At 70.4% G+C, this 26819-nt stretch carries 23 protein-coding genes; 18 read left to right on the top strand and 5 right to left on the bottom strand.

Annotated elements, in window-relative coordinates; genetic code table 11:
* Positions 1-184: 184 nt before the first annotated feature.
* Positions 185-1339 carry a c-type cytochrome gene (locus V5F61_RS08265; protein WP_393989976.1) on the bottom strand — a complete coding sequence of 385 codons (1155 nt, stop codon included), beginning with the start codon at positions 1337-1339 and terminating at the stop codon, positions 185-187.
* A 373-nt stretch (positions 1340-1712) separates the two neighbouring features.
* Between V5F61_RS08265 and V5F61_RS08260 the strand changes: the two genes are divergently transcribed.
* From V5F61_RS08260 to V5F61_RS08250, 3 genes are all read left to right on the top strand, one after another.
* Complete coding sequence (locus tag V5F61_RS08260; protein ID WP_393989947.1) at positions 1713-4175, top strand: transglycosylase domain-containing protein; 2463 nt, start codon at positions 1713-1715, stop codon at positions 4173-4175.
* A gap of 269 nt (positions 4176-4444) precedes the next feature.
* Positions 4445-4750, top strand: a complete 306-nt coding sequence (gene rpmB, locus V5F61_RS08255; RefSeq protein ID WP_393989946.1) for a 50S ribosomal protein L28 — start codon at positions 4445-4447, stop codon at positions 4748-4750.
* Positions 4751-4812: 62 nt separating this feature from the next.
* A complete protein-coding gene (locus V5F61_RS08250) occupies positions 4813-5346 on the top strand; it encodes a queuosine precursor transporter (protein ID WP_393989945.1) in 534 nt (177 codons plus the stop codon).
* A 47-nt stretch (positions 5347-5393) separates the two neighbouring features.
* Here the strand turns inward: V5F61_RS08250 and V5F61_RS08245 are convergent, their stop codons facing one another.
* Both V5F61_RS08245 and dapE read right to left on the bottom strand, forming a co-directional pair.
* Positions 5394-6155: an alpha/beta hydrolase gene (locus V5F61_RS08245; protein WP_393989944.1), complete on the bottom strand. Its 762-nt coding sequence runs from the start codon at positions 6153-6155 to the stop codon at positions 5394-5396.
* Positions 6156-6174: 19 nt separating this feature from the next.
* The gene (dapE, locus tag V5F61_RS08240) at positions 6175-7359 is read right to left on the bottom strand and encodes a succinyl-diaminopimelate desuccinylase (RefSeq protein ID WP_393989943.1); all 1185 of its coding nucleotides are present in this window, start codon (positions 7357-7359) and stop codon (positions 6175-6177) included.
* Between the two features lie 196 nt (positions 7360-7555).
* Here dapE and V5F61_RS08235 point away from each other — a divergent pair, with 196 nt between their 5' ends.
* The 3 genes from V5F61_RS08235 (at position 7556) to V5F61_RS08225 (ending at position 12656) form a co-directional block, all read left to right on the top strand.
* Positions 7556-10177 (top strand): DUF3772 domain-containing protein, encoded by a 2622-nt coding sequence (locus tag V5F61_RS08235; RefSeq protein WP_393989942.1) that lies wholly within the window; start codon positions 7556-7558, stop codon positions 10175-10177.
* A gap of 123 nt (positions 10178-10300) precedes the next feature.
* Positions 10301-10852, top strand: coding sequence for a CAP domain-containing protein (locus V5F61_RS08230; RefSeq protein WP_393989941.1), 552 nt, complete (start codon positions 10301-10303; stop codon positions 10850-10852).
* 205 nt (positions 10853-11057) lie between these two features.
* Positions 11058-12656 (top strand): AMP-binding protein, encoded by a 1599-nt coding sequence (locus V5F61_RS08225; protein ID WP_393989940.1) that lies wholly within the window; start codon positions 11058-11060, stop codon positions 12654-12656.
* A 33-nt stretch (positions 12657-12689) separates the two neighbouring features.
* Here V5F61_RS08225 and V5F61_RS08220 read toward each other — a convergent pair whose 3' ends face one another.
* Positions 12690-13454, bottom strand: coding sequence for an HpcH/HpaI aldolase family protein (locus V5F61_RS08220; protein WP_393989939.1), 765 nt, complete (start codon positions 13452-13454; stop codon positions 12690-12692).
* 331 nt (positions 13455-13785) lie between these two features.
* A complete protein-coding gene (locus V5F61_RS08215) occupies positions 13786-14481 on the bottom strand; it encodes a ribonuclease HII (RefSeq protein WP_393989938.1) in 696 nt (231 codons plus the stop codon).
* Between the two features lie 166 nt (positions 14482-14647).
* Here V5F61_RS08215 and ypfJ point away from each other — a divergent pair, with 166 nt between their 5' ends.
* The 12 genes from ypfJ to V5F61_RS08155 all read left to right on the top strand — a co-directional run bounded on the left by ypfJ (position 14648) and on the right by V5F61_RS08155 (position 26728).
* Positions 14648-15553, top strand: a complete 906-nt coding sequence (ypfJ, locus tag V5F61_RS08210; RefSeq protein ID WP_393989937.1) for a KPN_02809 family neutral zinc metallopeptidase — start codon at positions 14648-14650, stop codon at positions 15551-15553.
* A 124-nt stretch (positions 15554-15677) separates the two neighbouring features.
* A complete protein-coding gene (locus V5F61_RS08205; RefSeq protein WP_393989936.1) occupies positions 15678-17315 on the top strand; it encodes an acyl-CoA dehydrogenase family protein in 1638 nt (545 codons plus the stop codon).
* 240 nt (positions 17316-17555) lie between these two features.
* On the top strand, positions 17556-17837 hold the full coding sequence (locus V5F61_RS08200; protein WP_012113283.1) for an acyl carrier protein: 282 nt from the start codon (positions 17556-17558) through the stop codon (positions 17835-17837).
* A gap of 31 nt (positions 17838-17868) precedes the next feature.
* Complete coding sequence (locus tag V5F61_RS08195) at positions 17869-18342, top strand: 3-hydroxyacyl-ACP dehydratase FabZ family protein (RefSeq protein WP_393989935.1); 474 nt, start codon at positions 17869-17871, stop codon at positions 18340-18342.
* The gene (locus V5F61_RS08190; protein WP_393989934.1) at positions 18335-19522 is read left to right on the top strand and encodes a beta-ketoacyl-ACP synthase; all 1188 of its coding nucleotides are present in this window, start codon (positions 18335-18337) and stop codon (positions 19520-19522) included. The genes V5F61_RS08195 and V5F61_RS08190 overlap by 8 nt, the downstream gene beginning before the upstream one ends.
* A gap of 280 nt (positions 19523-19802) precedes the next feature.
* A complete protein-coding gene (locus tag V5F61_RS08185) occupies positions 19803-21086 on the top strand; it encodes a beta-ketoacyl-ACP synthase (protein WP_393989933.1) in 1284 nt (427 codons plus the stop codon).
* 73 nt (positions 21087-21159) lie between these two features.
* Positions 21160-21909 carry an SDR family oxidoreductase gene (locus V5F61_RS08180; RefSeq protein WP_393989932.1) on the top strand — a complete coding sequence of 250 codons (750 nt, stop codon included), beginning with the start codon at positions 21160-21162 and terminating at the stop codon, positions 21907-21909.
* Between the two features lie 21 nt (positions 21910-21930).
* Positions 21931-22953 carry a zinc-binding dehydrogenase gene (locus V5F61_RS08175; RefSeq protein ID WP_393989931.1) on the top strand — a complete coding sequence of 341 codons (1023 nt, stop codon included), beginning with the start codon at positions 21931-21933 and terminating at the stop codon, positions 22951-22953.
* A 78-nt stretch (positions 22954-23031) separates the two neighbouring features.
* Entirely contained in the window at positions 23032-23967 is a 936-nt protein-coding gene (locus V5F61_RS08170; RefSeq protein ID WP_393989930.1) for a lipid A biosynthesis lauroyl acyltransferase, read from the top strand.
* Between the two features lie 183 nt (positions 23968-24150).
* A complete protein-coding gene (locus V5F61_RS08165) occupies positions 24151-25098 on the top strand; it encodes a diguanylate cyclase (protein ID WP_393989929.1) in 948 nt (315 codons plus the stop codon).
* A 33-nt stretch (positions 25099-25131) separates the two neighbouring features.
* Entirely contained in the window at positions 25132-25614 is a 483-nt protein-coding gene (purE, locus tag V5F61_RS08160) for a 5-(carboxyamino)imidazole ribonucleotide mutase (RefSeq protein ID WP_393989928.1), read from the top strand.
* A gap of 4 nt (positions 25615-25618) precedes the next feature.
* Positions 25619-26728: a 5-(carboxyamino)imidazole ribonucleotide synthase gene (locus V5F61_RS08155; RefSeq protein ID WP_393989927.1), complete on the top strand. Its 1110-nt coding sequence runs from the start codon at positions 25619-25621 to the stop codon at positions 26726-26728.
* Positions 26729-26819: the final 91 nt, after the last annotated feature.

The raw sequence follows: 26819 nt of genomic DNA, 5'->3' as shown, positions 1-26819 counted from the left end.
CCACAGTCGAGAATAGCCGTCATGTTTAGCGCAAACGGCGCGCCACCGCGAGCGGCGCGTGCGGTGGCGCGCCCGCGCCGCCGGATATTCCGTAACGGCATGAGGAGAAACGCACGGAAGCGATCAGGAACACCGCGCACCGCGGCGGTCCCGGCCCGCCAACGAGCCGGGACCGCGGGCACCGTCAGTGAACGGTTTTCGTAGTGTCCTTGGCGGCATCCTTGGCGCCGCCGCCGGCGGGCTTGGCCTTCAGCTTCTTGATCTCGTCACGGATCGGCTGGAACGGGCCATACTTGTGCTGCTCCGCCGGCAGGCCATCGGCGAACGGGCCGTAGGCGGCATCCACGGGCTTCTCGGTCCGCTTGGGGTAATCCTCCTCGATGCCCGCCCGCTGCGGCCGGTCGAGGGATTCCACATAGGCGGTCACGTCCCATGCCTCCTCCTCGGTCAGGACCGGCGAATCGTGGCTCGTTCCGAACGGCATGTTGGCGCGCACGAAGCTCGCGGCGGTGATGAGCCGCGCCATGCCGGCACCGTTATTGAAGGTGTCCGTGCCGCGCAGGGGCGGGAACTCGTAGCCCTGGCGGTCGCCCACCGCGCCCACCCTTTTGCCGAGGCCTTCCGGGCCGTGGCAGGAGACGCAGTGTTCCTCGAACACCACCTTCCCCTTCTCGGGGCTCGCGGGGCGCGTCAGCTCCGCCATCTTGGGCGTGCCGCGGCCGGGCGTGGGCTTGCCCACCGGCCGGTCGGAGGAGAGGAACTTGATGTAGGTGACGAAAGCCACCATGGGCTCGGAATCCCAGGGCAGCTCCCTGCCGTCCATGCTGCGCGTCATGCAGCCGTTGACCCGGTCCTCCAGCGTGGCGACCCGACCCTCGCGCCCGCGATATTGCGGAAAATCGGCGAAGACGCCCACGAACGGCAGGCCGTACTCCTTGGTGCCGGCCTCCAGGTGGCAGCTCTGGCAGGCGAGGTTGTTGCCGGCGAACCGCATCGCCGGGTCCTCCACCTCGGGGCCGAGATGGGCGAAGGTCCGCTGGGTCAGCTCGCGGCCCCGGCGCACTGTGCGGCCGAAGGCGTCGTCGGGCAGCGCGTCCACATCGGGGACGGTCCATTCCTGCGCGACGACAGGCGCAGCGGCGGGAGCCTTGGACGCGGGGGATTTGGCGGCGGGAGCGTCCGCCGCAGGAGCCGGCGCGACCGCCTGGACGGCCAGGGCCGTCGCGACCCGCGGCGCGGATGCGCTCTGCACGGGCGGTGCCGCGGGAGCGTGCCGCGCGCTGTCATTGTAGGCGAAATAGCCGATGGCGACGAGGAACGTCGCCACATAGCCACCCATCAGCGGATAGTCCACGTCTTCCTCCCACGTTCTTATTCTTCGATCTTGGCAGAGCCGAAATGGGCCTTCGCGATCTCGAAAAATGCAGTGTCGTCAGAATGTTGAGGTAACAGGCAATGGTGGCCTCCGCGGCCGCGCGTCGGCACGGGCAACAGGTGCCGGTGGGGAAATGCCCGGCCCAGCTTAAGTGAACCTTAAGGAAGCTCGGTCCAGCGCCATCCCTCCCTTAACCCTCCATTCAGGGCCACCACGCAGACTTCTTCCATTCACAGAGCGGAAAGCGGCGGAGAGCGCCGCCCTCACTGCCGTTTTCGCCCCATTTGAGTGGTGGAAGGGGGAATCGCAGGCACGAGGCGGAGCGGCAGGACAGTCGATGGCGACCCGAGGTTACGGCGAGGGAACACGGCGCGAACCGGATGCGGATCGCCAGGACGCGGGCCTCGACATCCGCCTGTCGCCCGAGGACCGCCCGCTCGGCGCGCCCCGCGCGCCTAAAGCCAAGGCGCCGAAAGCGAGAGCGGCCCGCGCCGAGCCGCCGATGGACCGCTTCGACCGGGTGCCGCCGCTGAGCGCCGCCAGGACGGGCGAACGCGAAGCCTCTCCCCGGCTTTCCGCCACGCGGGACGGCATGGAGGTGGAGCCAGAGCCGGTGCCGCAGAAGCCGGCCCCGAAGGCCTCGGCCCGCGGCGCCGTGCCCGAGATCATGGTGCCCGAACCCTCGGCGCGCCGCGAAAGAGGAGATCCCGAGCTGGGCGCACGCGAGAAGAAGCGCGGCAAGGCGAAGGCCGAGCCCCCGGCCCCGCAGGCGGCGCGCCCCCGGCGCCGGCGGCGCTCGCTCGTCTGGACCCTGGTGAAATGGAGCCTGGTGCTGGCGGTGTGGGGCGTCATCGCCCTCATCGGCATCGTCGCCTACGAGGCGTCGAAGCTGCCGCCCATGCAGACGCTGATGATCCCCAAGCGCCCGCCCACGGTCACCATCCTCAGCGCCGACGGCAAGACGCTGGCGGTGCGCGGCGACATGGGCGGTGTCGCCATTCCCATCTCGGAGCTGCCGCCCTACCTGCCCAAGGCGTTCGTGGCCATCGAGGACCAGCGCTTCTACACCCATTTCGGCCTCGACCCCGAGGGCCTCGCCCGCGCGCTCGTCACCAACCTCACCTCGCGGCGCCTGCGGCAGGGCGGCTCGACCCTGACCCAGCAGCTCGCCAAGAACCTGTTCCTCACCCAGGAGCGCACCGCCTCCCGCAAGATCCAGGAGCTGGTGCTGGCCCTGTGGCTGGAGACCAAGTTCACCAAGGACCAGATCCTCGACCTCTACCTCAACCGCGTCTATTTCGGCGCCGGCGCCTACGGGGTGGAGGCCGCGGCCCAGCGCTACTTCGGCAAATCGGCCCGGCAGGTCACCCTTTCGGAGGCCGCCATGCTCGCCGGCCTCGTGAACTCGCCCTCGCGCCTTGCCCCCACGCGCAACCTGAAGGGCGCCCAGGCGCGCGCCGTGCTTGTGCTCACGGCCATGAAGCAGCAGGGGATGATCACCCCCGAGATGGCCCAGGCCGCCATCGCCAAGCCGGCCCAGCTCGCCCGCGCCAAGACCCCCGATTCCATGGGCTATGTGGCCGACTGGGTGATGGAGCAGCTCGATTCGTATGTCGGCCCCCTCTCCGGCGACGTGAGCGTGCGCACCACCATCGAGCTCAACCTCCAGCAGGCGGCCGAGAAGGCGCTGGAGGAGACCCTCGCCAAGTCCGGCGGCAAATACGGCGTCAGCCAGGGGGCGGTGGTGTCGCTCGACACCGACGGCGCGGTGCGGGCCCTGGTGGGCGGGCGCTCCTACGAGGAGAGCCAGTACAATCGCGCCGTCACCGCGCGGCGGCAGCCGGGCTCGTCCTTCAAGCCGTTCGTCTACCTCACGGCGCTGGAGGCGGGCCTGACCCCGGACACGGTGCGCGAGGACGCGCCGCTCCAGCTCAAGGGCTGGAAGCCGGAAAACTCCACCCACGACTATCGCGGGCCGGTCTCCCTCACCACCGCGCTGGCGCTCTCGCTGAACACGGTCTCGGTGCGGCTGGCGCTGGAGGTGGGGCCGAAGGCAGTGGTGGCCACCGCCCACCGGCTCGGCATCGCCTCCACGCTCGATCCCAACCCCTCCATCGCGCTCGGCACCTCCGAGGTATCGGTGCTGGAGCTGGCGGGCGCCTACGTGCCGTTCGCCAACGGCGGCATCGGCGTCATTCCCTATGTCATCGAGACGGTGACGGACGCCGGCGGCAAGGCGCTGTTCCAGCGCTCCGGCTCCGGCCCCGGCCGGGTGATGGACCCCGCCTACGCCGCCGAGATGAACCAGATGCTGACCCAGACACTGGTGATGGGCACCGGCCGCCGCGCCGACCTGCCCGGCTGGGAGGCCGCCGGCAAGACCGGCACCTCGCAGGATTACCGCGACGCCTGGTTCGTGGGCTACACGGCCCGCTTCGTCACCGCCGTGTGGCTCGGCAACGACGATTCCTCCCCCACCAAGAAGGCCTCGGGCGCCAACCTGCCGGTGGAGATCTGGAGCCGCTACATGAAGGTGGCGCACCAGGGCGTGCCGGTGGCGGAGCTGCCCGGCGGCACCCGCACCGCCGGCTTCGGCGGCTACGGCTACGGCGCGCCCGGCGGCACCCTCGCCCCCGAGAACCTGCCCGACGACCGCCCGCCCGCCATCGTGGGTCAGGCCGGCCCGCCCTCCGGCTACGGCGGCCCCCAGGGCCAGCCCGAGGGGCAGGCCGGCGGCGAGCCGCCCATGACCTTCGAGCGCTGGTTCGGAGAGACCTTCCTCGGCCAGGGCCGCCGCTGAGGCGGCCACGGACGGACGGCGCGCGCCATGCGAGTCGCCCGCCCCGCCCCCAACCGGGGCGATTCCCCCTTCCCGCCGGCGGGAAGTCCTCGGAAAGCGGCGCGGTGCCGTCGTTTGCGGGGGCCGACCTTGACTGCGGAGCGCCTCCCCCTTATAGGAGCCGCTTCCCGATCCGGCGGGTGAGTGCCGCGGGGCGCGCCTTCTCGAAGAAGGCGGGCTGCCCCAGATGGCGTTTCCCGCGCCAAGAAAGACGAAGAAGGACTTCTGCCATGTCCCGGCGGTGTGATCTGACCGGTAAGGCGGTGCTGACCGGCCACCTCGTGAGCCATTCGAACCGCAAGACCAAGCGCCGGTTCCTGCCGAACCTGTGCAACGTGACGCTCCAGAGCGAGACCCTCAACCGGTCCATTCGCCTGCGCATCTCCGCGAACGCGCTCAAGAGCGTGGATCATCGCGGTGGGCTCGATGCCTTCCTCAAGAAGGCCAGCGACGAGGAGCTGTCTCCCCGCGCGCTCGAGCTGAAGCGCCTCATCGTGAAGGCCCTGAAGGCTCCGGAAGCGGCCCCCGCCGCCTGATGCCCTCTTCCACGGTTTCAAGGTGGTCCGAACCGCGGGCGTTCGCGCTCGCGGTTTTTGCCATGTGCGCGGCGGTTCTTGCGGCCAACATCCTGGTGCAGTTCCCGTTCACGCCGTTCGGCCTTCAGGACTACCTCACCTACGGCGCCTTCACCTATCCCTTCACCTTCCTGGTGAACGACCTCACCAACCGGCGGCTCGGCCTCGCCCGGACCCGGCAGGTGATCTACGTGGGCTTCGGCCTCGCGCTGGCGCTTTCCGCCCTGCTCGCCACGCCACGCATCGCCCTCGCCTCCGGCACCGCCTTCATCGTCGCGCAATTGCTCGACGCCACGGTGTTCAACGCCCTGCGCCAGAAGGCGTGGTGGCTGCCGCCGGCGCTTTCGGGCGGCATCTCCTCGGCCATCGACACCGCCGTGTTCTTCACCCTCGCCTTCTCGGGCACGGACCTGCCCTGGGCCAATTGGGCGGTGGTGGACTATCTGGTGAAGGCGGCCATGGTGGCGCTGTTCCTGGCGCCCTACCGCTACCTCATCGGCCGCATGTCCGCGTGGACGCCCCGCACGGCCGAAGAGACCGCCTCCGCCGAGGCCTGAGCGCCCCCGGCATCGCGCCGGCATCCCAAAGGAGCCGGCGCCGCGCCTCACAGGAATTCCGACACCGCCTGCGCCAGCCGCTCCAGGTCCTCGGGCCGGGAGAGGCGGTGGTCGCCGTCCTTGACCAGCGAGAACACCACGTCGTCCTCCGCGAGGCAGGTCACGAGCCGCATGGCGTGCTCCCACGGCACGTCCTCGTCCTGCGCCCCCTGCAGGATGCGCACCGGGCAGCCCACCTTGAAGGGAGCGCCCAGGAGCAGATGGCTGCGCCCGTCCTCGATGAGCGCACGGGTGATGACATAGGGCTCGTCACCGTAGGGCGTGGGCTTCAGGAACCGCCCGTTGACGGTGATCTCGCTCTGCACCTCGGCCGGAAAGCGCGCCCACATGAGGGTTTCGGTGAAGTCCGGCGCCGGGGCGACCAGCACCAGCGCCCGCAGCCGGCTCTCGCCGCGCGCCGCCAGCACCCGCGCCAGCAGCAGCGCCAGCCAGCCACCCATGGAGGACCCCACCACCACCTGCTCGCCCTGGGTCGCGCGGTCGAACACCGCGAGCGCCTCCCCGAGCCAGCGGGAAATGGTGCCCTCCTCGAACGCGCCGCCGGAGGCGCCATGGCCGGAATAATCGAACCGCACGAAGGCATTGCCGCCCGCGGTGGCGAGCGCGGCAAGCCGCTCCGCCTTGGTGCCGGTCATGTCGGACTTGAAGCCGCCGAGCCAGAACACGCCCGGCGCGGTGCCGGGAATCGCGCGTACCGCGATGTCGCGGCCGTCCACGTCGAGGCGATAGGCGGTTTCAGCGGAACTCATGCGTCGCACCTCCGGAAAATCAGGCGAACTGCGCGAAATAGCGCGTGATGATGTGGCCGTAGACGGCGGTGAGGTCTTCCAGGTCACGCACCGAGGTCGCCTCGTCCACCTTGTGCATGGTCTGGCCCACCAGGCCAAACTCCACCACCGGGCACAGATCCTTGATGAAGCGTGCGTCCGAGGTGCCGCCGGAGGTGGAGGGCTCGGGCCGGCGGCCGGTCACCGCCTCCACCGCCCCGGCCACGATGTCCACGAACGGGCCGGGGGCCGTGATGAAGCTCTCGCTCGCGCCCGGCTGGAACAGCACCTCATGGGGCTCGCCGGCCTCATCCAGCCGACGGCGGATCTCCGCCTTCAGCGTGGCGAGGGAGAAGTGGTCGTTGAAGCGCACGTTGAAGCGGGCGTCGGCCTCCGCCGGGATCATGTTGAAGGCGGTGTTGCCCACATCCACCGAGACCACTTCCAGGTTCGAGGGCGGGAAGAAATCGGAGCCGGCGTCGAGCGGCCCGGCGATCAGCGCGGAGAGGAGCCGCACCAGCCGCGGCACCGGATTGTCCGCGAGGTGGGGATAGGCCACGTGCCCCTGCACGCCCTTCACCCGCACCACGCCGGAAAGGCTGCCGCGCCGGCCGATCTTGAACGCGTCGCCCAGCGCCACCGGGTTGGTGGGCTCGCCCAGCACGCAATGGTCGATCCGCTCGCCCTTCTCCTTCAGCCACTCCACCACCTTCACCGTGCCGTCGAGGGCGGGCCCCTCCTCGTCACCGGTGATGAGGAAGGAGAGCGAACCCTTCTGCGGCCGCCCGTGCGCGAGCGCGGCCGCCATGAAGGCGGCCACGGCGCCCTTCATGTCCACCGCCCCGCGGCCGAACAGCCGGCCGCCCGCGATCTCGCCGGAGAAGGGGCCGTGGCTCCAGCGGGCGGCGTCGCCCACGGGCACCACGTCCACATGGCCGGCGAAGCACAGGTTCGGCCCGTCCTCGCCGATGCGGGCATAGAGATTGGCGATGGGCACGCCGCCGCTGGCGAAGGTGAGCTTCTCCACCCGGTATCCCGCGCCCGCCAGGAGATCGGCCACGAGATCAAGCGTCGCCTGCGCCTGCGGCGTCACCGAGGGCGAGCGGATGAGCGCGGCGGCGAGGGCCACGGGGTCGCGCGCGTCGAGCAGCGCGGCGGCGGGCTTGACGGGATCGGTGGGGGTCATCAAGGAGAACCTTCTCACGGGCCGGGCGTGGGGCGGGCCCGGCGCGTCCCGAATTAGCGGGAACAGCGGCAGTGACGCCAGAAATTTCGTCGCGCCACATGCCCCAGCGGCAGGTGCAAGACGGCGCGACGGCACAGCGCGGCCGCCTTTACTCTGCCGCGTTCGCGGGACAGGAACGCCGGCTCGGAGGTGAGGAATGCATTTGCCGAAGTCGAAGCTGCTGATCGCCGCGCTCGCGCTGTGGGCGGGCACGCTCGCGGGCGTCGATGCCGTGGTGCGGCCGGTCCCCGCCATTGCCGCGGAGCAGGCGCCCGCCGCCGACGCCGCCAAGGGTGGTGAGACGAAGGACGCAGCGGCGGGAAAGCCGGCCGCCTCCGTACCCGCAGCGCCGCCGGCCGAGAGCGTGGCTCCCGCAGCGCCGCCGCCGCCCAAGCCCGCCGCCTTGCCGCCCGACCCCGCCGTGATCGCCGCCCGCGAGAAGATCGAGGCCAACCGCGCCGCCCTCGACGCGCTTGAGGCCGCCCTTTCGGTGGACGGCCTGCGCCCCAGCGACCTCGACGACCTGCGCACCCGGCTCGACCCCATCCGCCGCGACCTGCAGCAGCTCACCGACGACATCGGCCCGCGGCTCGCCGACGCGCGGGCACGGTTCAAGTCCATCCCGGCCAAGCCGGGCGAGGGCGCGCCCGCCGAGGACCCGGCGGTGACCACCGACCGCGAGCACCTGCAGAAGGTGACGGCCGACCTCGAAGCGGTGCTGGCGCCGGTGCGAATCCTGGCAGACCGCAGCGCCCAGGCCACCGACCGCATCAGCGCCCGGCGCCGCGCCCTGTTCACCAGCCAGCTCTTCGAGCGCTCCGATTCGATCCTCGACCCGAGCCTGTGGACGGCGGCCATCGCCGCCACCGGCGTGGAGCTGCACTCCACCCAGCTCCTCATCTCCGACTGGGGCACCTATGCCGCACGCCGGCACCAGCCGCTGGCGCTCACCGGCATTCTCGTCGGCGTGTTCGCGGTGGTGGCGCTGGTGGTGGCCGGCGGACGCTGGCTGCGGGCGCGCCTGCGCACCCCGCCGCCGCCGGAGGGCGAGACCTTCACCCGCCTGCGCTCCGCCCGCGAGGCTCTGAAGGTGCTGCTGCTGGAAGTCACGGTGGCGCCGGTGGCGGCGGTGCTGGGCGTCACCCTCATCAAGGCCTTCGATCTGGTGCCGCCGCGCGCGGACGACCTGGTGCACGGCATCGCTCTCGCGGTCATCATCAAGACCATCGGCACCGGCGCCGCGCGGGCCATGCTGGCGCCGGGCGAGCCCTGGCGGCGCATGCCGCCCATCTCCGACCGCGCGGCGATGATCACCTTCCGCTACTTCTCGTGGGCGGTGTGGACGCTGGTGGTGGCGGCGGTGCTCAATGCGCTGCACCGGGTGCTGTTCGTACCGCTGGGCCTCACAGTGGTCACGAGCGCGGTGATGGCGCTGCTCATCGCGGCCTTCATCGCCCGCTTCCTGCTCCACCTCGCGAGCTCGGAGGAGGACGAGGACGCCGCCGATGAGCAGGGCAAGGGGAGCGAGGCCCAGGCGGGCCAGTCCCACACCTTCGAGGGCCGGCACTGGGTGCGCTTCCTCGTGTGGCTGGTGGTGGCGCTGGTCATCGGCGCACTCGTCACCGGCTATGTGAGCTTCGCCGCCTTCGTGGCGAGCCGCGTGGTGGTGGCCAGCGCGATCCTCGGCATCCTCTACGTGCTGTATGGGCTCATCGATTCTTTCTTCGGCACCGGGCTCGCCGCCGATACGCCGCGCGCGCGCCATTTGTCGAAGACGCTCGGCCTGAAGCCCACCAACCTGGAGCTGATCGGGGTCATCGTCTCCGGCCTCCTCAAGGTGCTGCTGTTCGTGGTCGCCGCCTTCCTCATCGTGGGCAGCTGGGGCGCCTCCTCCGCAGACGTGATGGACACGATGGAGCGCTTCACCTTCGGGGTGCGCATCGGCAACATCACCATCTCGCTGTCGAGTGTGCTCTACGCCGCGATCTACCTGCTGGTCGGCGTCGGCATCGCGCGCGGGCTGCAGCGGTGGATCACCTCGGCGCTGCTGCCGCGCACCGGGCTGGAGCCCTCGCTGCAATCGTCCATCTCCACCATCGTCGGCTATGTGGGCGTCATCGTCGCCATCATGGTCTCGATGAGCGAGCTGGGGCTCAACCTCGAGAACCTCGCCCTGGTGGCCGGCGCGCTCTCGGTGGGTATCGGCTTCGGCCTCCAGGCCATCGTGTCCAACTTCGTGTCGGGCCTCATTCTGCTGGCGGAACGGCCGGTGCGGGTGGGCGACACCATCGCGGTGAAGGGCGAGGAGGGCTACGTGCGGCGCATCTCGGTGCGCTCCACCGAGATCGAGACCTTCGACCGCGCCTCGGTGATCGTGCCCAATTCCGATCTCATCACCGGCATGGTGAAGAACTGGACCCACGCCAACACCACCGGCCGCATCATCGTCACGCTCAACGTCTCCTACGACGCTGACGCAGAGGAGGTGCGCGACATCCTGGTGGGCTGCGCCTCCCCCCATCCGCAGGTGATGAAGTCACCGCCGCCGCGGGTGTTCCTCACCAAGTTCATCGAGGGCGGCATGGTGTTCGAGCTGAGGTGCGTGGTGGCGAACGTGGACTATTCGCTGACTGTGAAGAGTGACCTGCATTTCCAGATCCTCTCGCGGTTCCGCGCCGCGGGCATCGGCATGGCGGCGCAGCCCTGGGCCGTGCTCTCCCAGGCGCCGGCGGACCTGGCGCCCCCGCCCGCCGGCGGCCCGCTGCCGGACGGCGCCTGAGGGCTCCGCCTCACGCAGGGAGATTAACGCCCCCTATACCGGCCCCGGCGCACAAGTGCCGGAGCCGTACCGGCATCCCGCCCCCGGCGGGGCGCCGCTTCCGCATCGCCTCCAGGAGCCGCCATGCGCGCCCTTTTCCCCGCCCCGCAGCTCACCCGCAGGGGCACCCGACGCGCAAGCGCCGGCCTCGTTCTCGCCCTGCTGCTCGCCGGCTGCGGCACCACCGAGACGCTGAACGAGCAGCCCGCCTTCTACACAAACCTCGCCAAGACCGGGAAACCCGTGGACGCGGAGGCCGCCGTCTCCATGATCTCGGACTACCGCACCGCGCGCGGCCTCTCCGCGCTCACCCTCGATCCCACCCTCACCCAGCTCGCCCAGGAGCAGGCGAACGCCATGGCGCGCGCCGACAACCTCTCCCACGAGGTGGGCGGACGCTCGTTCGTGCAGCGCGTGAAGGCTTCCGGCTACAAGGCCCGGCAGGCGGTGGAGAACGTGGGCGCCGGCTACCACACGCTGGCGGAAGCCTTTTCCGGCTGGCGCGATTCCCCGCCCCACAACAAGAACATGCTGACGCCGGGCGTGACCCGCATGGGCATCGCCACCGCCAATGCGCCCAATTCCAAATACAAGGTCTACTGGGCCCTGGTGCTCGCCCAGCCGGACGAGCGCTGAAGCCTCTTCACGCGAAACGGATACCGGTTCGCGTGAAGAACATGCGTGATTTCAAGAAATCCAGAGCGATCGCCGTGAACCAATGCGAGCGGAAAGCGCTCTTGGGCCACGCTGTTTTGCGTCGCGGCAAACCAATCTGGACCCCGCGGCCCCGACCCGTTAGCGTCCCGCCCGTTTTCGACGGGCGAGGCACGGATTTCACGGGATGCTGCCGGACATTCAAGACTATGACGGGCTGATCCGCGCCTTCCGCTGGGCGCTGCCCGAGACCTACAACATCGCCGTCCACGCCTGCGACCAGTGGGCCGCCCAGGCGCCCGGCCGGCCGGCGCTGCTCCTGCCCGCCGACGGCGGCTTCGCGCCCTTCTCCTACGGCGCACTCTCCTCGCTCTCCAACCGGCTCGCCCATGGCCTCGCGGCGCACGGGGTGCGGGCCGGTGACCGGGTCGCCATCCTGCTGCCCCAGTCGGTGGAGGTGCTCGCCACCCATTTCGCGGTCTACAAGCTGGGCGCCATCGCGGTGCCGCTGGCCGGCGCGTTCGGGGTGGAGGCGATCGCCTACCGGCTCGCGGATTCCGGAGCGCGGGCCCTCGTCACCGACGATGCCGGCCTCGCCAAGGTGGCGACGCGGCCGGAGGCGCTCGACCTGGTGGTGAACGTGGACGGGGCGCGCGCGGACGCCCTCTCCTTCGCCGACCTCGTGGCGGGCGGCGCGGACCGGCCCACGGGCCTTGCCACCGGGCCGGACACGCCGGCCCTGATGATCTACACCTCCGGCACCACCGGCCAGCCCAAGGGCGCGCTGCACGGCCACCGGGTGCTGCTGCCGCACGTGAGCGGCGTGCGCTTCACCCATGATTTCCTGCCCCATCGGGGCGACCGCATGTGGACCCCTTCCGACTGGGCGTGGGCCGGCGGGCTGCTCAACACGGTGCTGCCGGCCCTCGCCCTCGGCGTGCCCGTGGTGGTACAGCCCAGGGGCAGGTTCGACCCCGAGGCCGCCTTCGCCCTGATGGCGGCGGCCGGCGTGCGCAACGCCTTCATCCCCCCCACCGCCCTCAAGATGATGCGGTCCGTGCCCTCCCCCCGCGCGCGCTTCGGGCTCGATTTGCGCACCGTGGGCTCGGCCGGCGAGGCGCTGGGCGCGGAGACCTTCGCCTGGAGCCGGGAGGCGCTGGGCGTGCAGGTGAACGAGTTCTACGGCCAGACCGAGTGCAACTACGTCATCGGCTCCAACGCGGCCCTGGGCGTCTCCCGCGCGGGAGCGACGGGCAAGGCCATTCCGGGCCACGACGTGTGCGTGCTGGACGAGGACGGACAGCCTGCGGCCGCCGGCGAGATGGGGCAGATCGCGGTGCGCGCCGGCGACCCGGTGATGTTCCTTTCCTACTGGAACCGCCCGGAGGCGACGGCCGAGAAATACCGCAACGGCTGGTTCCTCACCGGCGACCTCGCGCGGCGGGACGAGGACGGCTATTTCCACTTCCTGGGCCGCGACGACGACATCATCACCTCCGCCGGCTACCGCATCGGCCCGGCGGAGATCGAGGACACGCTGCTGCGCCACCCGGCGGTGGCGCTGGCGGCGGCGGTGGGAAAGCCCGACGCGCTGCGCACTGAGATCGTCAAGGCGGTGCTGGTGCTGGCGCCGGGCTATGCGCCCTCGGCGGCGCTGGTGGCGGACATCCAGGATTTCGTGCGCACGCGCCTCGCCGCCTATGAATATCCGCGCGAGATCGAGTTCGCGGACGAACTGCCCCTCACCACCACCGGCAAGGTCATCCGCCGCGCGCTGAGGGGCTAAAGCCCCTCAGCCCCTGCCGGGCGACTCGCCTTTCTATTCGCGGAACTTGCGGGCCAGCTCGTCGGCCGCGCGCACCAGCAGCATCACGTCTATGCCCACGGCGGTGAAGGCCGCCCCTGCCGCCATGTAGCGCCGCGCCAAAGCGGGATCGTTGGCGAGGATGCCCGGCCGGTTGCCGGCGGAGAGGATGCGCAGCATCCCGGTCTCGATGGCCTCCACCACGCGGGGATTGCGGGTGTCGTTCAGGAACCCCATGGAGGCGGAAAGGTCGCCGGGGCCGATGAACACCCCGTCCACCCCCTCCACGGCGGCGATCTCCTCCACCTGCTCCAGCGCCTCCATGGTCTCCACCTGCACCAGCACGCACATCTCCTCCTCGTGGCGGGAGAAGTAGTCGCCCATGCGGCCGAAGGCGGTGGCCCGCACGTTGCCGGCGAAGCCGCGGATGCCCTTGGGCGGATAGCGGGTGGCGGCCACCGCCGCTCGCGCCTCCTCCGCGTTCTGCACCATGGGCACGAGAATGGTGTCGGCGCCGAGGTCCAGCACGCGCTTGATGACGACGGGATCGTTCCACGGCACCCGCACCACCGGATGGGCGGTGCCGCGCGTGGTGGCCTGGAGCATGGAGAGAATGTCCGGCACCTCGTTCGGCGCGTGCTCGGCGTCGATCAGCAGCCAGTCGAAGCCGGAGGCGGCCACGGCCTCGGCGGTGAGGGGGCTCGGAATGGAGCACCACAGGCCGAGCTGCTGGCGCCCGGCGTGCAGCGCGCGCTTGAAGTGGTTGTCGGGACGGCGCATGGGCTCCTCCATCGCCGCGCGGCGGCACCCGCGCGCTCCGGCGCGCGGACACGGGCCGCCAGCGGCCTTTTCTCCTGTTACACTACTGGCCCCGGCCTTCGACCGGCGCCACTTCGGTTTCGCTCAAGCGCCGCGCGGGCTTGACCAAAAACCCATGAGAACGGTCCATAGGAACGGTCCATGAGGCAAGCTCGCGGGCCTTTGGCGTGAGAGCGCATCCGGTGAATTCGTATCCGCCGGATGTGTTCCAACTCCCGTCGTCACGCAATTCCAAACACGAATCGCCACGCACTTCCGCTGGAACTCCCCGGCCGTCGCAAGCGAACGCGCTCTACTCCTCTCCCTCGCCGCCGAACAGCCCGAGCTGCCGCTCGCGCACCGGCGCGAAGGACTGCCGGTGGTGGCGGCAGGGGCCGTGGGCATCAAGCGCCTCCGCGTGGCGGCGGGTGCCATAGCCCTTGTGATCCTCGAAGCCATAGGCGGGAAACGCGGCCCCGAGCCCGGCCATCAGCCGGTCGCGCACCACCTTCGCGACGATGGAGGCGGCGGCGATGGAGGCGACGAGCCCGTCGCCGCCCACGATGGCCTCCACCTGGCAGGCCGCCGGCGGCGGGTCGTTGCCATCCACCAGCAGCAGCGCCGGCGGACGCGGCAGGCCAGCCGCCGCCCGCGCGAGCGCCCACAAGGTGGCCTGGCGGATGTTGTCGCGGTCGATGCGCGCCGGCGGGGCGAGACTCACCGCCACCTCGGCGGTAGCGCAGATCTCGGCATAGAGCGCCACGCGCCGGGCGGCCGAGAGCTTCTTCGAATCGTTGAGGCCGGCGGGCACCCGTTCCGGATCGAGCACCACCGCCGCCGCCACCACCGGCCCGGCCAGCGGCCCGCGCCCCACCTCGTCGGCCCCGGCGACGGGCCATATGCCCCGCGCCATGAGCGCCCGCTCGCGGCTGAAATCGAGCGATGCGAAGGGCTCCGCCGCCCGCGCCCGCCCCGTCTTCGGCCCCGCCGTCCGCCGTCCTGCCGGCATGCCCGCTCTCTCCCTCCGGCCTTTCGACCGCTCACCGCACCGCGCCCCGCCGCGCCGCAGGGTGGTGGCCGCGCGGCGCGCGGTGTAACACAGAAGGCAAATCGACACCCGGACCGAAGGCGTGCCCCCGGCCGCGCGGGCCGGCGTGAGCGCGGGAGACGGACCGATGCGTTGGGAGGACTATCGCTCCAGCGACAATGTGGAGGACCGGCGCGGCGAGGGCGGCGGCCCCCGGATACCGGGCGGCCGCGGCGGGCTCGGCATCGGCACCATCATCGTCGTGGGCCTGATCGGCTGGGCGCTGGGCATCAATCCGGCGGTGCTCATCGGCGGGCTCGAGGCCATCAACGGCATGGGCGGCGGCCAGCAGCAGCAATACGCCCCCCCGCGCCAGGGCGGCCAGCAGAGCGCAAGCCAGGGTGCGCCCAAGGACCAGCTCGGCCGCTTCGCCGCCGCCGTGCTCGCCCAGACCGAGGACGTGTGGACGGACGTCTTCCGCTCGGAAGGCCGCACCTACCAGGACCCCAAGCTGGTGCTGTTCTCCGGCGCCACCCGCTCGGCCTGCGGCGGGGCGCAATCGGCCATGGGCCCGTTCTACTGCCCGGCGGACCAGAAGGTTTACCTCGACCTCACCTTCTTCCAGGAGATGAAGAACCGCTTCAACGCCGGCGGCGACTTCGCGGCCGCCTACGTGATCGCCCACGAGGTCGGCCACCATGTGGAGAACCTCACCGGCATCCTCTCCAAGGTGCAGCAGGCGCAGGCGCGGGCCAGCTCGCGCGCCGAGGCCAACGCCCTCTCCGTGCGCGTGGAGCTGATGGCGGATTGCCTCGCCGGGGTGTGGGCCTACCACGCCAATGCCCGCTACCGCATCCTGGAGGAGGGCGACGTGGAGGAGGCGCTGAACGCCGCCACCGCCATCGGCGACGATACCCTCCAGAAGCGCTCCCAGGGCTATGCGGTGCCCGACAGCTTCACCCACGGCACTTCCCGCCAGCGGGTTGCCTGGTTCACGCGCGGGCTTAAGAGCGGCTCCATGCAGCAGTGCAATACCTTCCAGGGGCCTATCTGACCCCCCGGAATATCCGAAAGTATAATATACTATAGGTTGCGTTATCCACGGCAGCCGCCATGCTTTCCGCACGGCGGATGGCACCGGAAGAAGCGGGCCCGTGCCGGGGAGCCGGGGGAACGCCATGGACCTGCCGCCGATCAGCGAAGAGGTGCTCAACCAGCCGCCGCCTTTCGGCGACCTGAACCTCGCCACCCCGGACACGCCGCTGATGGAAAACGCGACGGCGGCCGGCCACGGGGAGGCGATCGCCGCTTTCGGCGCCGCCTGGGGAACAGCCGCGCGCCTGGAGCTGGGGCGCCTCGCCAACGCCAGCCCGCCGCTGCTCCACACCCACGACGCCCAGGGCCGGCGCCGCGACCAGGTGGAGTTCCACCCCGCCTACCACACGCTGATGGGCGAGAGCATCGCCGCGGGCCTCCACTGCTCGGGCTGGGACGTGGCCGGCCGGGCCGACCTCGTGCGCCGCGCCGCCCAGCTCTATCTCGTCACCCAGGCGGAGGCCGGCCACGTCTGCCCGCTCACCATGACCCATGCCGCCCCGGCAGCGCTGGCGGCAAGCCCGCAGCTTCTGCGCAACTGGCTGCCGCGCATCCGCTCGCGCCGCTACGACGGCCGCTTCCTGCCCTTCTGGGAGAAGGCAGGCGTCACCATCGGCATGGGCATGACCGAGAAGCAGGGCGGCAGCGACGTGCGGGCCAACATCACCCGCGCCACCCCGGTCGGCGGCGATGAATACGAGATCACCGGCCACAAGTGGTTCTTCTCCGCCCCCATGAGCGATGCCTTCCTGGTGCTGGCCCAGGCGCCGGCGGGTCTCACCTGCCTGCTCATGCCGCGCTTCCGGCCGGACGGCGCCGTCAACGGCCTGCGACTGATGCGGCTCAAGGACAAGCTGGGCAACCGCTCCAATGCCTCCGCCGAAGTGGAGTTCGAGCGCGCCTTCGCCTGGCGGGTGGGGGAGGAAGGCCGTGGCGTGCGCACAATCCTGCGCATGGTGCAGCTCACCCGCCTCGACTGCGCGGTTTCCTCCGCCGGGCTGATGCGCCTCGCGCTGACCCTGGCGCTGCACCACGCCCGCCACCGCAGCGCCTTCCAGCGGCCGCTCGTGGACCAGCCCGCCATGGCCATGGTGCTCGCCGACCTCGCGCTGGAAGCCGAGGCCGCCACCGCCCTCGCCCTCCGCCTCGCCGCGAGCTTCGAGGACGAAGCGGCCAACGGCGGCCCACGTGACGGGGAGGCCGCGCGCGCACGCCTGCTCACGCCCGCAATCAAGTTCGCTTTGTGCAAGACGGCGCCGGCCTTCGTGTTCGAAACCATGGAGGTGCTCGGTGGCAACGGCTATGTGGAGGAGGGCATGATGCCGCGCCTCTACCGGGAGGCGCCGGTGAACGCCATCTGGGAAGGCGCGGGCAACATGCTCGCCCTCGACCTGTTGCGCGGCGCCGCGCGCGACCCCCACGCCGTGCACACCCTTCTCGCGGAGCTGAAGGCGGAGGCCGCCGGGCTCCCCGACGTGCCCGCCTTTGCCGACGCACTGGAGCGACTCATCGCCGGCGGCGCCTGCCCTGAAGCCCATGCACGGCGCGCGGCACAGGATCTTTCCATCCTGGCCGCCACCGCCGCCCTCGCCCGCACAGCTCCGCCCCCTGTGGCCGAGGCCTATGCGGCCACCCGCCTCGCCCGCCCGCGCGGCGGCTATGGCACCAATGCGGTGGCGGACGCCTGCGATCTCCTGCTGACGCGGGCCGGCGCGGCGTGAGGCTTGCGGCGCACGGCCTCGCGTGCGATGTCAATTCCCGTGGGGCGATCAACGGTTGACGCAGGGTCCGGCGGGCACCTGCAGGCGGGGGCCATTGAAACCTCCGCACGCGTTCGCTATAGGGGCCGTCAACTCATCCCAGGGCCATCCGGCCGCAAAGCCGGCCCGGCCGACGGCGGCGCGCCGCCCGCGCAATGCGGATGCGGCGGGTAGCAGCCAGTACACGAGAGGCGTCAGTCCATGTCTTCCACGTTCGACACGGTGGCCAACATCATCGCGGAAACGTGCGATATCCCGCGGGACACCATCACGCCGGACAGCCACGCCATCGACGATCTGGGCATCGACAGCCTCGACTTCCTCGATATCGCCTTCGCCATCGACAAGGCGTTCGGCATCAAGCTGCCGCTCGAGCAGTGGACGCAGGAAGTGAACGACGGCAAGGCCACCACCGAGCAGTATTTCGTGCTCAAGAATCTCTGCGCGCGCATCGACGAGCTGGTCGCCGCCAAGGCCGCCTGAGTCAGATCCCGCGCGCGACCGGACGGAGCTGATGCGTCCTGAAGTCTTCAAGATGATCGACCGGGTCGTCACCATCGACCCGTCGCTCAACAAAATCCATTGCCAGGGCCTGGTGCCCCAGGAAAGCTCCATCTTCGAGGGGCATTTCCCGGGTTATCCCATCATGCCCGGCGTGCTCCTCATCGAGGCCATGGCCCAGACCACGGGATGGCTGGTGCTGGCGCGCAACCGTTTCGAGCGGATGCCCTTCCTCGCCACCGTGAAGGAAGCCAAGCTGCGCACATTCGTGGTTCCCGGGCAGAATCTCGACCTCTATTCCGAGATCCTGCACGAGGGCTCCGGCTTCGTGGTGGCCCGGACCCAGGCCATGTTCGAAGGCAAGCTGGTGTGTTCCGCCGAGCTCACCTTCCGCGTGCTGCCCTGGCCGGAAGGCAAGATGAAGGCGGTGGTCATGAAGGTCGCCGAGCACGTTTCCTTTCCCCTGACGGACTTTGCCGATGCCTGATGCACACGCCGCGCGGCGTGAGGTCTGGATCACGGGCATCGGGCTCGTGTCCTCCCTCGGTGAGGGGCTAGAAGCCCACTGGGAGGCCCTGACGAACGGTCAGGCCCCCGTCACCGACGCGACCGCCTTTGCGCCGTACGTGGTGCACCCGCTGGTCAAGGTCAATTTCGACACGCAGATCCCCAAGAAGGGCGATCAGCGGCAGATGGAGCCCTGGCAGCGCATCGGCACCTATGCCGCCGGCCTCGCGCTGGAGGCGGCCGGCATCGCCAAGAACGCCGAGATCCTCTCCCGCACCGACATGATCGTGGCGGCGGGCGGCGGCGAACGCGACATCGCCGTGGACGCGGCCATCCTCAACGACCTGTCCACCTCCAACGATCCCGGCCGGCTGCTGAACGAACGCCTGCTGTCGGACCTGCGGCCCACCCTCTCGCTGGCGCAGCTTTCCAACCTGCTGGCCGGCAACATCTCCATCGTCCACGGGGTCACGGGCTCGTCCCGCACCTTCATGGGCGAGGAGAGCGCGGGGGTGGACGCGGTGCGCATCGCCTTCTCGCGCATCGCCTCCGGCCAGAGCGAGATCGGCCTGGTGGGCGGCGCCTACAATGCCGAGCGCGAGGACACGCTGCTCCTCAACGATCTGGACGACTTCTGCCTGAAGGGCGCGTTCCGCCCCGTCTTCTCCTCGCCGGAGCCGGGCATCGCAGCGGGCTCCATGGGCGCCTTCCTGGTGCTCGAATCGCCTGAACATGCCGAGGCTCGGGGCGCGACGCCCATCGCCAAGCTGTCCGGCGTATGGTCCGAGCGGGCGCGGCGGCAGGTGGAAGGCGCGGTGCGCGACAAGGTGCGCGCGCTCATCACCACCGCCGGCACCACTGGCGAAAGCGCCGTCATCTCCTGCGCCACCGGCGCGCGGGATGCGACGAAGCCCGAGGCCGAGGCCCTCTCCGCCACCGGCCTGCCGGTGCGCGCGGTAGCGAACCGGCTCGGCCACGGCTTCGAGGCGCAGTTCATCGCCGGCCTCGCGCTCGGCGCCCTGTGCGTCTCCAAGGGCGCGCTCTATCCGGCGCTCGCGGGTGATCCGCTGGAGCAGGACGGCGGCGCGGTTTCCCGCGTGGTGGTCACCTCCGTCGGCCATTGGCGCGGCGAAGGCGCCGGCGTGGTCGAGAGGATCTGAGGGCGCCCCGCGCCCTCCGCCCCTTCGGGCACCTCGGGAATCACGCGCCCGGTCCGGTCGAGTCGCCTCGATCGCCCACCGGGCGCTTATCCGTTTCGGCGCCCCGCGCAGGATGCGGCTTCACGGGGCGCGCGGTTCGTCAGCCGCGCATTTACCTTGTGCACGGCTTGGGCGTATTTTCCGGCGACATGGGCCGCAGGCCGCGCAGCGCGCGCCGGGCCGCACACACCATCCACGGGCGCCTCGGGGCGGGCGCACCTCGAATTGGGGGAGCCGCGACATGACGCAGGCGCATTTGGACAAGTTCGGACGGCCCATCGTCGTCGTCACCGGCATCGGCCTCGTCACCTCGCTCGGCCAGGGCAAGGAAGAGAACTGGCGGCGCCTCACGGCGGGCGAATCGGGCATCCACACCATCACCCGCTTCCCCATCGAGGGCATGCGCACCACCATCGCCGGCACGGTGGACTTCCTGTTCGAGGGCCGCGTTCCCGCGCCGGACCTTTCCGAGAAGCTCGCCACCCTGGCGGTGGAGGAGGCCATTGCCGAAGCGGCCATCGGCGCGCCGGGCGACTTCCCCGGCCCCCTGTTCGCCGCCGTGCCGCCGGTGGAGCTGGAGTGGCCCGAGCGCCGGCAGCTCGCCGAGGCGGTCGGGCATTATCCCATCGTCTATCACGACCTTCTGGGGGCGGCCGATTCGGGCAAGTTCCGCCCCTGGCACGAGCGCTTCCTGTTCGGCTCGGTGGCCGACCGGCTGGCCGACCGCTTCGGCACCCGCGGCCAGCCCATCTCGCTGTCCACCGCCTGCGCCTCGGGCGCGACCGCCATCCAGCTCGGCGTCGAGGCCATCCGCCGCGGCGACACGGAGGTGGCGCTCTCGCTCGGCACCGACGGCTCGGTGCACCCGGAAGCGCTCATCCGCTTCTCCCTCCTCTCGGCGCTCACCACCGCCAACGACAAGCCGGAGGAGGCCGCCCGGCCCTTCGCCAAGAATCGCGACGGCTTCGTGATGGCCGAAGGCGCAGCCGCCCTGGTGCTGGAGAGCTACGCCCACGCGGTCGCGCGCGGCGCCAGGATCCTGGGCGTGCTGGAAGGCTGCGGCGAGATGGCGGACAATTTCCACCGTACCCGCTCCAACCCGGATGGACGGCCCATCATCGGCTGCATGCGCAATGCCTTCGCCGATGCCGGCATCACCGCAGACGACGTGGACTACATCAACGCCCACGGCACCTCGACCCCCGAGAACGACCGCATGGAATACGTGGGGCTGAAGGCGGTGTTCAGCGAGGAGAAGCTGGCGCAGACGCCCATCTCCTCCAACAAGTCCATGATCGGCCACACGCTGACGGCGGCGGGCGCCATCGAGGCGGCGGTATCGCTCCTCACCATCGCCAACGGGCGCATCCCGCCGACCATCAACTACCATGTGCCGGACCCGGCCATTCCGCTGGACGTGGTGCCGAACGTCGCGCGCGACGCGGAGGTGCGGCGGGTGATCTCCAACTCGTTCGGCTTCGGCGGACAGAACGTGTGCCTGGTGCTCGCGGGCGAGCCGGCGTGAGCCGGCCTTCGCGCCTCGGTCCCCTTCCCCCCGCTCCCCCGCGCGTGGGGGAGCCCATGTCCGGACATCCCTGATGAAGTCCATCCTCGTCACCGGCGGCGGCCGGGGCCTCGGCGCGGCCATCGTGCGCCGGCTGGTGGAGGCGGGCTTCGCGGTCACCTTCACCTACCGCTCGGCGGCCGCCGAGGCGCAGGCGCTGCTGGACGAGGCCCGCGCGGCCCATCCCGGTGCGCAGGTGAGCGCGCGCGCCCTGGACCTTGCGGACCGGGAGGCCGTGGAGGCGTTCGCGGGGGAGCTGGAGGCGGGCGCGCCCTGGTTCGGCTTCTGCCACAATGCCGGCGCCTCCTATGACACGCTCGCCGCCATGATGGACCAGGACAAGGCCGAGGCGGTGATGCAGGTGAATCACTTCGCCTTCGCCCGGCTCGCCCGCGCCCTCGTGCGGCCCATGACGCGGGCGCGCGAGGGGCGCATCGTCGCCATCGGCTCGGTGGCGGCCCTCCAGGCCAATCCCGGCAACGTGGCCTATGCAGCCTCCAAGGCGGCCCTGCTGGCCCATGTGCGCGGCCTCGCCATTGAGACCGCCCGGCGGGGGGTGACGGCGAACTACATCGCCCCCGGCTTCATCGATACCGCCATGCTGGAGAAGTATGCGGACTACCGCGCCAGGATGGAGGCGCAGATCCCCGCCGGCCGCTTCGCCACGCCCGATGACGTAGCGCAAGTGGCGGCCTTCCTCTTCTCCCCCGGCGCGGGCTATATGACCGGCGCCGTCCTGCCGGTGGACGGCGGGCTCTCCGCGGCCCTCCCTGCCCACCGCTGACACCAACTTCAGAGAAAAAGAATGCGTGGCCTCCAGCTCGTCTCCGACCGCAAGCTCGAACTCGTGACCCTGCCCGAGCCCGAGGCGCCCGGCGCCGGCGAGGTGCAGATCCGCGTGAAGGCGCTGGCGCTCAACCATATCGACGTGTGGGGCTGGCGCGGCATGGCCTTCGCCAAGCGGAAGATGCCGCTGGTGGTGGGCGCGGAAGCGGCCGGCGAGATCGTGGCGCTGGGCGCCGACGTGCGCGGACTCAAGGTGGGCCAGACCGTAGCCATGTACGGCGCCATGACCTGCGGCCACTGCCACAACTGTCTCGCCGGGCGCGACAATCTGTGCGAGAGCGTGGGCGGCGTGCTGGGCTTCCACATCGACGGCTTCGCCCGCGACGTCATCAACATGCCCGAGCGGCTCGTGATCCCCGCACCGCAGGGGATCTCCTTCGCGGAGGCCGCCTGCGCCGGCATCACCTTCTCCACCGTCGAGCACATGCTGTTCGACAATGCCAGGCTCGAAAAGGGTGAGACCGTGCTGGTGCACGCCGGCGGCTCGGGCATCGGCTCCGCTGCCATTCGCCTCGCCAAGGACGTGGGCGCCACCGTCATCACCACCGTCGGCGACGACGAGAAGGGCGAGAAGGCGAAGGCCCTGGGCGCAGACCACGTCATCAACTACCGCCGCGACCGCTTCGAGCACGAGGTGCGCAAGATCACCAAGAAGGTCGGCGTGGACGTGGTGTTCGAGCATGTGGGCGCCGACACCTGGAACGCCTCCCTGCTCTCCATGAAGCCGGGCGCGCGGCTGGTCACCTGTGGCTCCACCTCGGGCGTGAGCGTGCAGATGAACCTGATGCAGCTCTTCCAGCGCCAGTACAAGATTTTCGGCTCCTTCGGCGCCACCATCCGGAATGTGGCCGATGGCCTCGAGAAGATGGGCCGCGGTGTCAAGCCGGTGATCGACACGGTGGTGCCGCTCGAAAACTTCAACGAGGGGCTGGAGCGCCTCGAAAGCCGCCGGGTGTTCGGCAAAATCGTCGTCCAGTTCTGATAAGGACCGGCGGAACGGGGCGCGCGGGCGATTTCCCGCGCGCCCCTGCCGCCGGCCCGCCTGAGCCATCGAGCCACCGTGCCGAAGCCGAAGAAACCTTTTCGCCGCCTCAAGAAGCGCCTTTCCGCCCTGCTCACGCCGGTGGTGGAGAGCGTGGTGGGCGGCTATGTCCGCTTTTCCATCTGGTGGCTGCGCCTATGGCCGCTGTGGCTGTCCTCCGGCGGCATGGCCTTCTGGGCGCGTCTCGTCGGTCCCCTTTTCCCGGTCAGCAACACCGCCCGGCGCAATCTCCGGGCTGCCTTTCCCGAAAAAAGCCGCGCCGAAATCGAGCATCTGGTGCGAGGCGTCTGGGCCAACATGGGCCGGCTCGCCGCCGATTTCGCCCAGCAGGACCGGTTGTGGGACTATGACCCTGCTCATCCAGGCGCCGGCCGCATTGAGGTGAAGGGCGTGGAGATCTTCGAGCGCCTGCGCGATGACGACCGCCCCGCCCTGTTCTTCACCGCCCACACGGGGGACTGGGAGCTGTGCGCCGTTGCCGGCGCCAAGTTCGGGATGCCGGGCGGCGTGCTCTACCGCGCGCCCAACAACAAGAAGGCCGCCGACCTCATCGAGGAGATGCGCGCCGGCAACATGCCGGGGCTCATCCGCGCCGGCCGCGATGCCGGCCGCGTCATGGCGCGAATGCTCGCGGACGGCCAGCACCTGGGCATGCTGGTGGACCAGCATTGGAGCGGCGGCCCGAAGGTGAACTTCTTCGGCCGCCCCTGCTATGCCAATCCCACGCTGGCGCGGCTCGCCCGCCAGTTCGACTGCCCCGTGCACGGCATGCGCGTCGTCCGCCTGCCCGGCGCCCGGTTCCGCGTGGAGATCACCGAGGAAGTGGCCTTGCCCCGCGATGAGGAGGACAAGATCGAGGTGGTCGGCGCCATGCAGGCTGTCACTTCGGTCATCGAGGGATGGGTGCGCGAGCACCCGGAGCAATGGCTTTGGTTGCACCGCCGCTGGCGGTAGAATGCCGCGCCCCGCCTCCTTCACAAAGAGCCGCTTGACGTAAGCGCTCCGCCCGGAGATAGGCGTGGGGTTGCCGGAAGCGGGCCCGCTTCCGGCCGATTCTGATGCACCTCCCCCAGGCGGCCGATCCCGCGCTCCGGGGGCCGATGCTCGCGACCTCCACGGCAAGACACGGCGACTGAGATGCAAATCGTTCTGGCGGATCCCAGTCGCGTTTCCCTCAAGCTGATCGGCCAGACGCTGCATCTGGTCGGGCACGAGGTGATCGCCTTCTCGGACGGTGCCGACGCGCTCGACTACCTGCGGGCCGGCCATCCCATCGACGTGCTGATGACCAGCTTCGAGCTGCCCCACGTCTCCGGGCTGGAGCTGTGCTGGGAGGCGCGGCTGATCTCGAACGAGGGGCGCCCGCTCTATGTGATCGCCATGTCCTCCAATGCCGATGGCCACCAGTTGGTGGAGGCGCTCGATTCGGGGGCCGACGACTTCGTGGCCAAGCCCCCGGTTCCGGCCGAGCTCTACGCCCGGCTGCGCGCCGCAGAGCGCATGAACCAGGCCCGGCGCGAGCTGATCCGCCTCGCGACCGTCGATTCGCTGACCGGCCTTCTGAACCGCCGCGCCTTCTTCGAGCGTGCCGAGGCGGTCTGCGTCGCTGCCGGCGAGGACCGCCCGGTCTCGCTGGTGATGTTCGACATCGACCATTTCAAGAAGATCAACGACACCAAGGGCCACGATGCCGGCGACTGCGTGTTGAAGGCGGTCGCTGCGGAAGTGCGGCGGGCGCCCGGCCAAGCGGCGCGGCTGGGCGGCGAGGAATTCGTCGCCATCCTGCCGGACCATGACGCGCGCAAGGCGCTGGACGAGGCCGAGCGCCTGCGCATCGCCGTCGCCGAAACCAAGGTTCCGCTGCCCTCCGGCGGCACGGTTTCCGTCACCATCTCCCTCGGCGTGGCGCAGTACGAGCCGGGCGAGAGCCTGGACCAGTTCCTCAAGAAGGCCGACGTGGCGCTCTACGCCGCCAAGAACGACGGCCGCAACCGCACCGTGGTGGCCCCGCCTGCCGGTGCCCCCGACATCGCGTGCACGCCAATGCCGGGCTTGCCCCTTGCCGACGCTGCGCCGATCCGATAAACGCGCGCTTTGCGTTTGTTGAGGGTGATCGAAATGGCATCGCGGCCGGTGGCCGTCATCATGGGCAGCCAGTCCGATTGGGAAACCATGCGCCACGCGGTTGAGACGCTGGAAGCGCTCGAGATCCCGCACGACGCCCTGATCGTCTCCGCGCATCGCACGCCGGAGCGCATGTTTGACTTTGCCAAGTCGGCCAAGGCGTCCGGCTGCAAGGTCATCATCGCCGGCGCGGGCGGCGCGGCGCACCTGCCGGGCATGGTGGCTGCGCTCACCACCCTGCCGGTTTTCGGCGTGCCCGTGGAATCGAAGGCCATGTCGGGCCTCGACAGCCTCTATTCCATCGTGCAGATGCCGGCCGGCGTGCCTGTCGGCACCCTCGCCATCGGCAAGGCCGGCGCCACCAATGCGGCGCTGCTTGCCGCGTCCGTGCTCGCCCTTGGCGACGAGGCCCTGGCCACGCGGCTTGCCGCCTGGCGCGCCGCGCGCACCGCGGCGGTGACGGAGCGTCCCGTCTGATCCGATGCTTCAGCCCGGCGACACCATCGGCATCCTCGGCGGAGGCCAGCTCGGACGCATGATCGCGCTCGCGGCCGCCCAGCTTGGCCTCAAGAGCATCATCTACTGCCCGGAGGCGGGAAGCCCCGCCTTCCAGGTGAGCGACGCCCACATCTGCGCCGCCTACGACGATTTCGAGGCCCTCGCGCGCTTCGCCGCGATGGTGCAGGTGGTGACCTACGAGTTCGAGAACGTGCCGCTCGATACTGCGGAGTTCCTGGCCGGGCGCGTGCCGCTGCGGCCCGGCGCCCGCGCCCTGGCCCTCACCCAGGATCGGCTCCAGGAAAAGACCTTCGTCAACGGCCTCGGGATAGAGACCGCTCCCTTCGCGCCCGTAGACGACCTCGACGGCCTCATCCGCGCGGCGAAAGCGGTCGGCCTGCCGGCGGTGCTGAAGACCCGCCGCTTCGGCTATGACGGCAAGGGACAGGTGACGCTGCGCCCCGGCGACGACCTTTCCGCCGCCTGGGACGCCATCGGCCGGCAGAGCGCCATCCTCGAAGGCTTTGTACCGTTCGAGCGGGAGGTGTCCATCATCGCGGCCCGCCGCGCCGACGACGCCTTCGCCGCCTATGAGGTGACGCAGAACGTCCACCGCAACCATATCCTGCACACCTCCACTGTGCCCGCAGAGGTGAGCGCGGCCACCGCGCGGCAGGCCCGCGCCTTCGCCTGCGCCATCGCCGGCGCCCTGGACTATGTGGGCGTGTTCGCGGTGGAACTGTTCGTGGTCGGCCATGGTGCCGACGAGCGCGTGCTGGTGAATGAGATCGCCCCGCGCGTACACAATTCCGGCCACTGGACCCAGGACGGGTCCGTCAGCTCCCAGTTCGAGCAGCATGTGCGGGCCGTGGCCGGCTGGCCGCTCGGGGAGACGGGACGTCTCGGCCGCGTGGAGATGACCAATCTCATCGGCGACGACGTGCTTTCCTGGCCGGAGATCCTGTCGGAGCCAGGCGCCCGCCTGCATCTCTACGGCAAGGCCGAGGCCCGCCCGGGCCGCAAGATGGGGCACGTGAACCGCGTCTGGCCCGAGGGCGGCGCATTTCACAACGGCGCGGGCAAAAGCTGCTGACACCGCCGAGTCGCGGTGTGATACAACCATTAGCGAATCAGTCCTTGGTGATTCTTTTCGGCAGCGGGGGACCCCCGGATGGCCAACGGCG

The sequence above is a fragment of the Xanthobacter sediminis genome, assembly GCF_043195015.1.
In the GTDB taxonomy this organism is placed as follows: domain Bacteria; phylum Pseudomonadota; class Alphaproteobacteria; order Rhizobiales; family Xanthobacteraceae; genus Xanthobacter.
This window is presented reverse-complemented; position numbering and strand designations above follow the sequence as displayed.